General features: G+C 42.7%; 11 protein-coding genes. 9 read left to right on the top strand and 2 right to left on the bottom strand.

What is annotated here, in order from left to right:
* Positions 1-128: 128 nt before the first annotated feature.
* The 5 genes from DMB45_RS10000 to DMB45_RS09980 all read left to right on the top strand — a co-directional run bounded on the left by DMB45_RS10000 (position 129) and on the right by DMB45_RS09980 (position 7,946).
* Positions 129-680 carry an RNA polymerase sigma factor gene (locus tag DMB45_RS10000; protein ID WP_041502420.1) on the top strand — a complete coding sequence of 184 codons (552 nt, stop codon included), beginning with the start codon at positions 129-131 and terminating at the stop codon, positions 678-680.
* Positions 681-756: 76 nt separating this feature from the next.
* The gene (locus DMB45_RS09995) at positions 757-1,917 is read left to right on the top strand and encodes a FecR family protein (protein WP_052634400.1); all 1,161 of its coding nucleotides are present in this window, start codon (positions 757-759) and stop codon (positions 1,915-1,917) included.
* A gap of 76 nt (positions 1,918-1,993) precedes the next feature.
* The gene (locus tag DMB45_RS09990; RefSeq protein WP_110688742.1) at positions 1,994-5,587 is read left to right on the top strand and encodes a SusC/RagA family TonB-linked outer membrane protein; all 3,594 of its coding nucleotides are present in this window, start codon (positions 1,994-1,996) and stop codon (positions 5,585-5,587) included.
* Positions 5,588-5,598: 11 nt separating this feature from the next.
* Positions 5,599-7,023, top strand: a complete 1,425-nt coding sequence (locus DMB45_RS09985) for a RagB/SusD family nutrient uptake outer membrane protein (protein ID WP_110688741.1) — start codon at positions 5,599-5,601, stop codon at positions 7,021-7,023.
* Between the two features lie 23 nt (positions 7,024-7,046).
* Positions 7,047-7,946: a hypothetical protein gene (locus DMB45_RS09980; RefSeq protein ID WP_052634397.1), complete on the top strand. Its 900-nt coding sequence runs from the start codon at positions 7,047-7,049 to the stop codon at positions 7,944-7,946.
* Positions 7,947-7,989: 43 nt separating this feature from the next.
* Here the strand turns inward: DMB45_RS09980 and DMB45_RS09975 are convergent, their stop codons facing one another.
* Both DMB45_RS09975 and DMB45_RS09970 read right to left on the bottom strand, forming a co-directional pair.
* Positions 7,990-8,691 carry a PCMD domain-containing protein gene (locus DMB45_RS09975; RefSeq protein WP_110688740.1) on the bottom strand — a complete coding sequence of 234 codons (702 nt, stop codon included), beginning with the start codon at positions 8,689-8,691 and terminating at the stop codon, positions 7,990-7,992.
* Positions 8,692-9,392: 701 nt separating this feature from the next.
* A complete protein-coding gene (locus DMB45_RS09970; RefSeq protein ID WP_005940394.1) occupies positions 9,393-10,049 on the bottom strand; it encodes a S24 family peptidase in 657 nt (218 codons plus the stop codon).
* Between the two features lie 150 nt (positions 10,050-10,199).
* Between DMB45_RS09970 and DMB45_RS09965 the strand changes: the two genes are divergently transcribed.
* The 4 genes from DMB45_RS09965 to DMB45_RS09950 all read left to right on the top strand — a co-directional run bounded on the left by DMB45_RS09965 (position 10,200) and on the right by DMB45_RS09950 (position 13,197).
* A complete protein-coding gene (locus DMB45_RS09965; protein WP_005940392.1) occupies positions 10,200-10,385 on the top strand; it encodes a hypothetical protein in 186 nt (61 codons plus the stop codon).
* Positions 10,382-10,600, top strand: coding sequence for a hypothetical protein (locus DMB45_RS09960; protein ID WP_005940390.1), 219 nt, complete (start codon positions 10,382-10,384; stop codon positions 10,598-10,600). Before DMB45_RS09965 ends, DMB45_RS09960 begins: the two co-directional genes overlap by 4 nt.
* A gap of 116 nt (positions 10,601-10,716) precedes the next feature.
* On the top strand, positions 10,717-11,010 hold the full coding sequence (locus tag DMB45_RS09955) for a hypothetical protein (protein ID WP_237143299.1): 294 nt from the start codon (positions 10,717-10,719) through the stop codon (positions 11,008-11,010).
* 114 nt (positions 11,011-11,124) lie between these two features.
* On the top strand, positions 11,125-13,197 hold the full coding sequence (locus DMB45_RS09950; protein ID WP_110688738.1) for a kinase: 2,073 nt from the start codon (positions 11,125-11,127) through the stop codon (positions 13,195-13,197).
* Positions 13,198-13,209: the final 12 nt, after the last annotated feature.

Genomic DNA, 13,209 nt, shown 5'->3' with positions numbered 1-13,209 from the left:
TGGGAGGATTTAATCACTCGATTATTAAATCGCGCGTACTTTTTCGATATTGTAGAAATTAATTGTTTATTTTGTTGCGTTGACTATTTTGTATATTTTCGTCAAATGCAGAAATAAACGGGTGGTGTATGATAAATCGGGATGAGCGTAATCTTTTGGAAAAAATCAACAAAGGGGATGAGTCTGGCTTAAAAGAACTTTTCGACTTGTATTATAAACCTTTGTGTGTTTTTGCATTGAATTACATTGATTCGTATGAGGAGGCAGAAGATGTGATCCAGGAGTTATTCGTGAAGTTTTGGGAGAGAAGGGAAAAAACGATGTTTCAAGGTTCCTTGCGTTCCTATTTGTTTTCGTCTGTTCGGCACAATTGTGTCAAGTTGGTAAAAATCAGACGGAAATATCAATTTGATGAATTGGAGCCTTACGGAGAGATGCTGGATGTCCAGTATACTGCCGAGGCCATAGAGGAGGAGCGGGAAAAATTATACGCGGAAATTGAAAAATTACCCGAACAATGCCGTAAGGTATTTGAAGCGGTCGTATTGAGAGATATGAAATACAAGGAGGCGGCGGAGTATTTGGATTTATCCGTAAATACGGTGAAAACACATTTGTCAAGGGCTTTAAAACAGTTGAGGAGTTCGTTGAACACGATTGTGTTGGTACTGCTTCATTAAAAAAAATCAAAAAAAATTCGTTATTAATTCACCCATTTGAATCGTTTTGGGCTTATCCGTATAAAAGCCTTAAAAAATGGATGAGATAAAAGTTATCGAATGGGTCGTTTTATACTGCAAGAAAGAGTTGACTTCTACGGATGCGAGCGAGTTGAGGCGTTGGTTACGGGAGGATCGAATGCACGTGGAGATTTTTCGGGGGTACTTGAAGAGATATCGTCGGGGCCGGCAACTGGCCTTTTGGGATACGGCGGATACGAGTGAGGCTTGGTGTAAGATTGAGAAAAAGATCAGGCGTTCCGATACCGGGAAGAGGAGATGGATTACCCGTTGTTATCCCTATGCGGCCATGCTTGTTTTGTTACTTTCCGTTTCGCTTTACTGGTACATGCAACAAAATGCGGACACTTCCGGGGAGAAAAGCATGGCTGTTTTGCCGGGTTCTTCCAAGGCGGTATTGCTGTTGTCTGACGGGAAGCAGGTAGATCTTTCCCGGGATTCTTTATTTCGATTAAACGAGGTGAACGGGGCTGTGATAGAAAAGGATACGGCGGGCAAAATCCGATATGTCGCGAAGGGTGAAGAGGCTGGGGAAAAGATTTGTGTAAATACGATTCTTGTTCCTCGCGGGGGAGAGTATTTTTTACAGCTGTCGGACGGGACGAAGGTTTGGTTAAATTCGGATTCGAAGTTAGTTTATCCTGTTGTTTTTGGTAAAGAGAATCGAAGCGTACGATTGGAGGGAGAGGGCTATTTCGAGGTGGCAAAAGACGAGTCCCGGCCTTTTTTGGTTCAGAGCCGGGGGGCACAAATAAGGGTTTTAGGAACTCATTTTAACGTATCGGCTTACGAACAACAAGAGAAAGTGGTAACGACTTTGGTTGAAGGTTGTGTGCGGATATCTAACGGGCGGGATTCGTTGTTGTTGAAACCGGGAGAACAAGCTGTTTCCGATGCTACGAAAATAGATGTAAGGCAGGTGGACGTCAGAACATACGTTGCTTGGAAATCGGGTGTTTTCGAGTTTGAGAAGATGGAGTTGCAACAAATTACCGCCCAGTTGGGGCGTTGGTATGACGTGGAATTTATTTATTCCGATGAATCTTTACGTCATATTCTATTTACCGGGGCGGCCGATCGGCACCGGGATATGAGTGTTATCCTGGGGATGATAGAGAAATTGTCAAAAATTCAGTTTATTAAAAAAGATAGGATTATTACTGTTTCTAAAAAATGAAAGGAGTGCGGCTAACACTCCTTTCCGAACTCCTGTCGGCTAAACAGGAGTTGATTTTAACGTAAAAAACAAAATTATGAAAAAAAAGAGTAGATGGTACACGTTTGCACGGGGAAAATGTGCAAACAAAATCATGAAAATTATGAAATTAACGTGGCTATTGATGTTTGTCTTTACATTGCATCTGGCGGCTGAAACTTCGGCACAGCGTGTGGTTAATGCGAAATTCTCAAATAAGGCTTTGAAAGAGGTCTTGCGGGAGATCAAAACACAGACCGGTGTTTATTTTATGTATAATAACCGGGAGGTGGATGTCGATCGGACAGTAAGCGTGGAACTGAATAACATGTCTTTGGAATCGGCTTTGGCTAAGTTGTTTAAGATCTTGCCTTACCGTTACGAGATCACGACGGGGTATGTTTTGATTTTGCCGGACCGGGGTGTTAAAACGGATTCCGTCATTGCGAAAAGAGAGATAAAAGGAGTCGTGCAGGATGAGGGAGGATTGAAGTTACCGGGAGTTACGATTCTATTGAAAGGAACGACCGTGGGAACGGTAACGGATATTGACGGAAAATTTAAAATAAGTGTTCCGGCCAATAAAGAGATTTTCCTGATTTTCTCTTTTATAGGAATGGAAAAACGGGAAATAAAAGCCGATACCGCTTTTATGAAAGTAATTTTGAAAGAGTCGGTGGAGGAGGTGGATGAAGTGGTCGTAACCGGTTACCAACAAATTGATAAGAGAAGGTTGTCCAGTTCGGTGACTTCTATAAAAGGAGAAAATATATTAATGGGCGGGGCCATTTCTGTGGATCAGATGTTACAGGGACGTTTAGCCGGTGTTACTGTATTGAACCAGACCTCGACTCCGGGAGCTGCACCGAAAATTCGAATTAGAGGATCATCCTCTATCACGGGAAACCGCGAGCCGATTTGGGTGGTCGACGGGATTATTTTGGACGAGCCCGTACAGATTTCTACAGAAGAGTTGAATAGCATGGACAAGGTAAATTTGATCGGGAATGCCATCTCCAGTTTGAATCCGAGTGATATAGAACGGATCGATATATTGAAAGATGCGAGTGCGACGGCCATTTATGGAGTGAAAGCCGCAAACGGCGTAATCGTGGTGACCACGAAAAAAGGACGGGAGGGCAAAGTACGTATTAATTATTACGGCGGGATCTCTATCATGACTCCTCCTTCTTATAAGGTTATGCGCTTAATGGATTCCAAAGAGCGGATTGAGATGTCGGAAGAGATGCATGAAAAAGGATTGGAATTTACCTCTTATAAACCCACTCATATGGGTTATGAAGGAGCACTGATGGATTTGTGGAACAAGACGATCTCTTACGATGAATTTCGGCAACAGGTAAAAGAGTTGAAAGAGTTGAACACGGATTGGTATGATCTTTTATTTCGTACTTCGGTCAGCCATCAGCATTCGATTTCTGTTTCCGGTGCTTTCGATAAGGGAGATTATTACTTTTCTTTGGGATACGCGGACGACCAGAGTGTGAATAAAAAGGAAGACGTGGATCGTTACAATGCGATGATCAAGGTAAATACCCGTTTCACCGATCGTTTCAAAGTGGGTATGAACCTGAGTGCTGCTTTGACCAATACCAAGCGACCCCATAATTCCATTGACGTGTATCAATACGCGGCGCAGACGTCGAGAGCGATTCCTCTTTATGATGCAAACGGTGATTTGTTCTTTTACGATAACGGAATAGGTTATTCCGACATGATCCCGTTTAATATTTTGAATGAGTTGTCCGAGAGCGGAACAAAAGTAAAGAATCATGCTGTCAGGTTGAATCTGACAGTGGATTGGAATATTTTGTCGTATTTGAAATTTAGTTCTTTGCTGGGTATTTCCACGAATAATAATTACCAGACCTATTGGGCTGGTGAAAAGTCTTATTATGTTTCGATGAAGCGCCAGACGCCTTACGGAACACCGCTTCCGAAAGATCCGTCGAACGATTTTCTGGATAGGTGTGAGATCCCTATGGGAGGAGAGCTTGTCAACGAGGATACGCGTAACGTTCGTTATACCATAAGAAACAGTTTTACCTTTTACAAGGATTTCGGAAAACATAATGTAACGGCGATGGTCGGAAGTGAGATCTCTTCTTCCAAATACGACGCCCTGAAATCTACCCAATGGGGATACCTGCCCGAACGTGGGAAAAAGTTTGCCCAAGTCGATCTGACAAAATGGAGAAAATTGGCTCAGAATATAACCAATACGCCGGACGTGATCACGGATAATCTGACTAATATTGTATCCTGGTACGGTACGTTTACCTATTCTTATGACGATAAGTATATTGCCAATTTCAATATTCGGACGGACGGATCCAATAAGTTCGGACAGGATAAGAGTGTTCGTTTCTTACCGGTATGGTCTGTTTCCGGGAGGTGGAATATGCATAATGAGAATTTCATGAGGGGGATAAATTGGTTGGATGAGTTTGCCGTACGCGCATCTTACGGTATTCAGGGTAATGTACATCCCGATCAGACGCCGAACCTGATCGTGCGCATGGGAACTTTGGATGATGTTTCCAGGGAATACGAATCGACCTTATATAAATTTCCGAATAATAATTTGAAATGGGAAAAGACTAAATCCTACAATCTGGGTATAGATGTCTCTTTCTTTAAAGGATTGGTATTCGGTACGGTAGAGGTGTATAAAAAGAAGGGAGTAGACCAGATCGTACAGAAAATAATTGCTCCTTCTACCGGGGCGAATTATGTGGCTATTAATGATGGTGACGTAAATAATTCGGGTTGGGAGATCAGTGTAAACGTGAATCCGATTCGTACGAAAGATTGGGCATGGGGAATCTCTTTTAATACGGCGAAAAATTATAATAAGGTTACTAACGCGGGTGAGGCGGAATCCGTATCTTGGAGCGATTATATCAACGGGACCTTAGTACGGAACGGCCGTTCGATCAATAGTTTTTATGCTTATCGGTTTAAGGCGTTGAATGATAAAGGGCTTCCTACGTTCTATGGAGAGTCGGAATCGGATGAAACCGGGAAAAAGGTGATCAATTCGCAAGAAGAAGCCTATGCTGCTGCTTTTGTATACGCCGGACGGAGGGAACCGACGTTTGCCGGAGGTTTTTCAACGGATTTAAGATATAAACGATTCAGTTTGAATGCTCTTTTCTCTTTTGCTTTAGGTAATAAGGTCCGTTTGAACGACCTCTATTTGTCGTCCGGACAAGCATTGCCTTTCCCTCAACAGAATATGTCGAGCGAATTTGTGGATCGTTGGCGCCAGAAAGGAGATGAGGATTATACGAATATTCCGGCTCTGTCCGATGACGATATGGCATTTACCACTTATGAAAGAAAGTATCCGATAGCCAATAACCGATGGGATATGTATAATAAGAGTGATTTGAGAGTCGTATCGGGAGACTTTTTGAGATGTCGTTCTTTGACGCTGCGTTATAATTTTCCCGAAGAGTTGCTGAAAAAGGTGTGCGTCTCTTCGGCAAGCCTGAGTTTTGACGTGACGAATCCTTTTGTGGTGAAGAGTAAAGACCTGAAAGGACGAGACCCGGAACAAGTAACCATGGGATCCGGGACTGTTCCTCCTCAAAGGGGATACTCGTTAAGATTGAATGTTTCATTTTAAAATCGCCTGTGATGAAAAAACATAATTTATTGTATATTATATCTATCCTATTGTTCGGAGCTTGTAGTGATTTTCTGGATGAAAGTTCGCAGGACTTGTTAATTCCCAAAACCGTTCAGAACTATAAAGAGTTTTTATACGGGGAAGGTTTGAACAATAAGCTTATCCTATGTGATTACTTGGATGTGATGACGGATGATGCGGAAGAGTATATTAATTTAAAGAGACTTGATCGGGAAGACAAGCGAGCCAGGTTCTGGTCCTATTATTCCTGGCAACAATATCCTGAATTGCAAATGAATAATGCGCTGATGGAAGATCAGGCCTGGGGGGAGTATTATCATCGGATATTTGTGGCAAATGTGATTCTTGATAATTTAAATAGTATGGAAGGTAGCGGGAAGGAGAAAGCCGATCTGGCCGGAGAAGCTTATTTCCTGAGAGCCTGGTCCTATTTTATGCTGGCTAATTTGTACGGTAAGCCTTATATTAACGAGGAGCAGGCTGCCATCGATTTTTGTGTACCGATCAACTCCGCGACAGGCATAGAAGACAGATTGTTATCCCGTTCCTCTGTTAAAGCGGTGTATGATTTGATGGAGGCGGATATTAAACGTTCGATTGCTTCTTTTAGAGAGGCTGAAATGGAAAAAACGATTTTTCGACCGAATTTATCCACCTCTTATTTGTTGGCTTGTCGGATTGCTTTGTTCAGGAAGGATTATGACCGGACAATTGCTTATGCCGATTCGGTCATAATGACGACGAATGCCGAATTGTTTGATATGAATGGAAGCTATTCGAATCAGAGATTTATGTCTATAAAAAACGGAGAGATACTGTTTACTTATGGCAATCTCTCGACCCAGAGTCAGGCATTTCTTTATGGTTCTTCTTACGCGGCTTCTTTTATTCCCTCGGGAGAGTTGATGAATCTCTATCCGGCTACCGATAAGCGGAAAACGACCAACTTGTTTTTTGACAACACGAAGAAAAAACCGTTGAAATTTTACGGGGCTTCTTCCGATGGAGTTTATGCTTACGCTTTCCGTTTGTCGGAGGCTTATCTGAATCGGGCAGAGGCTTATGCCAATAAGGGAAACATAGAAAATGCCATGCGGGATGTAAATGCTATCCGGGAGAAGCGAATTTCAGGGGATTACACTCTTTCGGCCACGACGACGGCACAGGCTTTGAATTACGTGAAGGAGGAACGTCGGATGGAATTCTGTTTCGAGGGATTCCGTTGGTTTGATTTACGTCGTTGGGATCGTCCTGAGATCGTACATCGATATACATCGGTAGAGAACCCGAGCAACTATACCGAGTATGTGTTGAGAAGAGATGATCCGGCTTATACCTTGCCGATACCGCAGAAAGAGCGGGATATGAATCTTTCCATAGAGCAAATAGACCGTCCGCAACGGAGAAAATGATGAAAACCAAAAATTAGATGAAGATGAAAACAATACAATTAATACTGTTTTGTGCATTGGTATGTTGTTTGAATGCTTGTTCCGATGAGGATAAGATTCATGCTTCCGTAGGAGATAGCTGGTATAATTTAGAGGACGATCCGTCGGATCCCGTTCAACATTATATTTATGAATTTTACAAAACCTACCAGACGATTATAGTAAAAGATCCGGATATTCGGGATTACCGTTATAACTTTAAGAAGAAGAACAATATCAGAGTAGTCTCTCCTCTTCAGGAAAAGGAGCTCCTTGAAAAGGGGTTGTCTTTGGTAAAAGACGTGTTTGTCGATGTTTATACCGAGGGTTTCTTAAAGGAATACCTGCCTTATTCCGTGATCATGGCCGACTCCATTTTCTTTTTGGGGATGGAGGATCAGACTCCCAGTTATCATGCTTTCGTAAGCACGAACTATGTGGCGATTGCCGGTATTCGTCCGGAGATGGACAGTTACACGGATGCCGATATCCGGGAAATTCGAGGAGAGGTGAACGGTAAATTCTGGAAGGATTATTTACTGGCCATCAAAGGTGTATTTCAGATTCCGGAGGAGTTTTATGAAGTGAGTGAAGAGTATTATAAGCAATCCGATTGGGACTGGGATGTGGAAACCCCGGATGATGTCGACTGGCATGAAATGGGATTTGTCTCCTATGATCCGGGGATGACGAATTTTGATCCGGATCCGGATTGGGGAGGTTGGTGGATTCAGGCACCATCGAAAGATATCGATATTTCTCAATGGTTGGAGTTCGTTTTCAGGGTAACGAAAACGGAACGAGATGCCATTTTTGAAGCATATCCCCTGATGAAAAAGAAATACGATATATTGAAAGAAGCGATGAAACAATGCGGTGAGTTCGATATCTCATCACTTCAGTAGGTTGGTGGTAGCAAGGAGGCGGCCTTTAGGGCCGCCTCTCTTTTTATTCGGAAATTATTTCCATGTGTTTGATCCATAGCGTACTTTCGGCTCCCATGAATTGATCCCCGTCTTTACTGGGGGTACAAACGATAGCTAATTTGTATTTTTTCGAGGGATCGAATGTTCCGTTACCCGTTTCCGTGAAATTGATGGTTCGTTCGGTATAGCTGCTTGTCGAGTTCCCGTCGATAAGGCTTGCTTTCATGATTACGGAAGGGGAAGTATTTATATTGCTTCCGTCTAAGGTTTCATCGTAAGAGCTTACTTCATACAGGTAAGCGTTGATGGAACAAGTATCTTTTGCATTCGGCATCTCTACGGCCGTATTGATCGTGGAGTTTCCGTTCGATACTTTTTCCGTTTTATAATAAAGTGCTCCCGGGGTGTATTTATAAGAAACTTTCAGGGATACCGGTTTTTTCCGGTAAGGAACACCGAATTTGGTGCTTTTCAGTTGATCTAAAATGTTGAGTTTGAATTCACCGTTGAACAACGTTCCGGCTGTCATGGCAGGAACCATACCGCTTGGAGACGTTTCGCTAACGGTTTTTCTGGTTATGACCTTTGCGGCTCCGTCTTCAGCTTTTGAGACGGGGTAAGGCTCCACGGGAATGCCCATGATGGAGAAGAGAGAGGCTGCCGTGTTGGAAGAGGTGAGCCCTGCAGGTTCAAAATATTTACCAATGGAATTCCAGTTTTCCATCTAAGGGGGATAAAACGAAATGCGATAAATTGAGTTATTCCGCATAAACGGTAATAGTTTTGATATACAAATAGTTATGTACGAATAGGAGAGGGGAGAGAGAAAAAACGAAAAGTTTACTCTGCTTTACTTTGGCTTTACTTTGGACTTTACTTTGAACGGTTTGAACGCCCGTCAACTTTACATGGCAATGGAGATGTGATAAACGGAGTAGAGTAGGGTAGGAGAAATGCGGTACATGGGCTGCGAAATGCTTTATTTAGGCGTTTTGCAGCCCTTTTTGTGCTTTATAGATAGATTGGCTTCCTACTTTTGAATAGTTGAAATTTAGTGCTCAAAATAGCGAAAATAGGGATGGGGGAGGAGAGTGGCGATTTTAACGGGAATATTTCGTTTTTTGAGGATTGGATATGCAGTAGGATATGCGTTTGGGTATGCAAATTTGTCAAGAAAAAAACGAAATGTGTTGATTGGGTATGCGTTTGGATATGCAATTTAAGCAAAATTAAGATGGGTTGAATTATACAAGTTACCATTTTACTACCCGTTTTTATGGCTTTATGTATTATTCAAGGGGGGAAAATACCATATAAAGAATAATGCAAATCAGCATATATAATAGAGTAATATGCTGATTTATAAAAAGGTATCTGGCAATTTCTGTTTTATTTGTGTTGAAAACGTGCGTGTGTCTCTTTTATTTAGAACAATCTGTGCATACTTCCTAATACTGCGTATACTTTCTGTATCATGGAAATAGGAATGTCTTGCGGACTGTATTCCGGGCTTTTATTGGTGGGGATTAAGCGAATAAAATCTTTTTGGTCTGCTTTTCCTATTCGTTTAACAGTCCGATAGCTTTCTGTCACGATGGCATATATTTCTCCATAGGGGAGATATTGGACGGGATCGGTCATTTCTTTGAGGGCGATATAGTCTCCGTTGCTTAATTCGGGTTCCATAGAATGACCTGTAATATTACACCACACAACACCGGGTTTATTGTAAGGCTCAAAATTTATATAGTAATCCGGATTAATTGTTTGATCATTTAAAACGAGATCAAATCCACCGATAAAATCTACATTGTAGTAAGGTGCTCCCTTATATTCATAATTAATAGTCGGGAGTGATAGCGGCTGTGGGGTTTCCTTTAGCATAGAGCCTCGCCCTGTTATTAGCCATTCTAAATTGAGGTGAGGATAATTATCCGCAATAACGGAAAGCCATTTGCTTTGAATATCTGTTTTATTATTTATGGCTCGCCTAATCATGCCATCGCTCGCAGATATTGACTGTTCAAAAGATCTAACGCTAATCCCTTGATTTTGTATAAATTGGCTAATTCGTTCAATCATAATTTTATTCTTTCTGTGAAAATAATCACGATTTTGCTTTATATTGTGATAATTATCCTATATATTTGCATCACCGTATTAATATTACCGGCTGTAAAGGTAGTGAAAACGGCTGATATGACAATGAATAACTTTTAAAAACAATGTGATATGAGAAAGCGAATAGTAGTAGATCGTGGTGAGATCAAGAAAATCTCAAAGGATTTTAAAGTCACGAGCAAAGCCGTTTGGGAGGCACTGGTTTATCGCAGTAACAGCAGCAAGGCGAGGCTTATCCGTAAGGTAGCCCTTGAACGTGGAGGTGTTGAAATCGGAGATCAAAAGGAGGCGGTATGAAAGAGGTGTTGTTACTTCTCTTTGGAGATGAGTTCAGGGAGTATTTCTCTTTGACTGCGAGGCAAAAGTTTTACGTGTGGTATTTCTGCCTAAGTTTATGCTTTTTATGTATAACTGATGATAGTCCGATATGGGCTATTATAGTGGTAGTCTTGAATTTTGCCAATGCCGCCCGCCTGATTAAAAAAGTACCATTAAATATAAAGGAGGATTAATCATGAAAAGAGTATTTCACGTTAAAGAAGATGACACTATCAGAAAATCGTTTGAAGATCTGCTTGATGCGGAAAGAACCTTGTACTCCGCAAGATGCCCCGAAATCGTCAACGAGATGGATGACACGCCCTCTCTATGGCTGTCTTTACAACCTCCTTATGCTCCCTCTCAATCTCGTTCACGGCGTTTTTTAGAACTTGATGAAGAGCCTTACTTCCGCTTGGCCGGCCTTTTGGAATTGACGTATAGAAACTCAACTCCACCGGAACTCCAAACGCGGGGGTTAACCATCCGGATTCGGGATAATAAGGCTTACTTCTGTATCTCAGGTTCAATCTCCTTAGCTGATTTGCAAACGCTGTGCGAACGTTGTCAGGCTGGGCAATCTCCTGATCAATGTAAAAAGTGATACAAAATGATGTTTCCATGATGATAACGATTTGATTTTGCAAAGGTAAGAAAAATCCCGGACGGTCTTTTGAGGTGGTTCGACTCCGCCTCCGGGGACAAAGTTTAAAAAGGTATGGAGTATTTTGGAAAAACAGTATGTGCAACTTACGATGAATTAACATCAGGAAATGATCCGGTAATAAAACCCGGAACATTGAAGTCCTTGCAATACAGGAAACGTGTTGATGTTATTTCTCGTGGAGGCGGTGAAGGAAACATCGCTTTATATGTCTATTCCTCCCTACCTGAACGTTACCGGATCCGCTTTGAGCAAAAGTATGGTGATCCGGTGGAGCTAATCAAAGAGCAGTGCATGAAAGACAGGCTTAAAATAGATGATGCCACCCGAACATTCTTTGAGGATTACCGGTATGACAAGGCCGGCGAGATGGTGAGCCTTACCGAAAGGAAAAAAGAGGAATACACCATAAACGCCTCGGTACTGAACGAGTTGATATCGATCCTGAATGACCGGGAGGGCTATCGCAAGGCTTTGGGTGGAAGTACAAAGAAAGTATGGGAAACGATTATCGGAACGGCAGACCGCCTCCGTGATTCTTATGGCCACACACTGCCTGAAAACGCCGCCCGGCTGAAAGACAAGATAAACCAATACAAGAAAGAGGGTTACTCCTGCCTGATCAGCAAGAAAATGGGGAATGACAATACCCTGAAAATAACCGAGGAAGCCGGTAACATGATTATAGCGTTAAAGCGGAGTAGCGTTCCCGTTTATACTGATGCTCAAATATTCGTGGAATTCAACCGGATTGCAGAAGAGAAAGGCTGGAAGCAGCTCCGGAGCATTCAGAGCCTCCGTGGGTTCCTGAACCGTCCTGACATCGAACCGTTGTGGTACGATGCCGTTCACGGGGAGCTGAAAGCCCACCAGCGTTACAGCCGCAAGAATAAAACCGAGCTTCCCTCGATGCGTGACTCCTTGTGGTATGGTGACGGTACGAAAATCAATTTGTACTATAAAGACTATGACAAGGACGGTAAGCTGGTGGTTCGTACCACTCAGGTTTACGAGGTCATCGATGCTTATTCGGAGGTATTTTTGGGATACCACATTTCAGACAGCGAGGACTACGAGGCGCAATATAATGCCTACCGCATGGCCATTCAGGTATCAGGTCATAAGCCTTACGAGCTGGTGCATGATAATCAGGGAGGCCACAAGAAACTGCAGAATAGCCATTTCTTTGATAAGATTGTCGGCCATGTTCATAGAACCACGGCTCCATACAGCGGGCAATCCAAAACGATAGAGAGCGTTTTCGGACGTTTTCAGGCTGAGGTTTTGCATAAGGATTGGAGGTTCACCGGTCAAAATATCACCACCAAAAAGGACACGAGCCGCCCGAATTTAGAGCGTATCGAGGCAAACAAGGATAAACTTTACACTTTGGCCGAACTGAAAGCAGCATACGCTGCCGCCCGGAAAGAATGGAACGAAAGCAAGCATTTTGCTACCGGGATGAACCGCATCGAGATGTACCGAAACAGCGTGAATCCTGATACCCCGACAGTGGGCGTTCTCGACATGATCGAGATGTTTTGGGTGATGACTGATAAGCCCTCCACTTATACAGATAACGGTCTGAAAATAACCATTAAAAAACGTGAGTTTACATACGAGGTTTACGAGGTTCCGGGTGTGCCTGATCACGAATTCCTAAGAAAAAATAGAGGGCAAAAGTTCTACACCATGTATGATCCTTATGATCATACCTCGGTACGGCTATACAAGAAAGATAAAGCAGGAGAGCTGCGATTTGTACGGACTGCAGAGCCTTATATCGTTATCCACCGGAATATTCAGGAACAGACCGAGGGTGAAATGTCCTTTATCCGCCGGAATATAGAGGCGAACACGGAGGATCGCATCGAGCGTCAGGTTGATGCACGTATCATCGAGCAGGCGCATGGCGTGAGTATGGAACAACAGGGACTCAAACGTCCGAAATTGAAAGGTGCAAAGAGCGAAACGGAGCGTGAAATTGAACGCCGAGTCCGCCGGTACAGTCAGGATCCGGAACAGCTCTCCGCCGGTAAGGTGACAAAGCTAATAAGCAACATCACGTTTGACCAGCTGAATGGTGATATCCGCCTGAATGAAAAGAAAGTAGCAGGAAAATTATAATTCTAATATAAA

The organism is Sanguibacteroides justesenii, from assembly GCF_003204205.1.
Lineage (GTDB): Bacteria > Bacteroidota > Bacteroidia > Bacteroidales > Marinifilaceae > Gabonibacter > Gabonibacter massiliensis.
The sequence above is the reverse complement of the archived record's forward strand: the minus strand, read 5'-3'. Positions and strand labels throughout refer to the sequence as shown.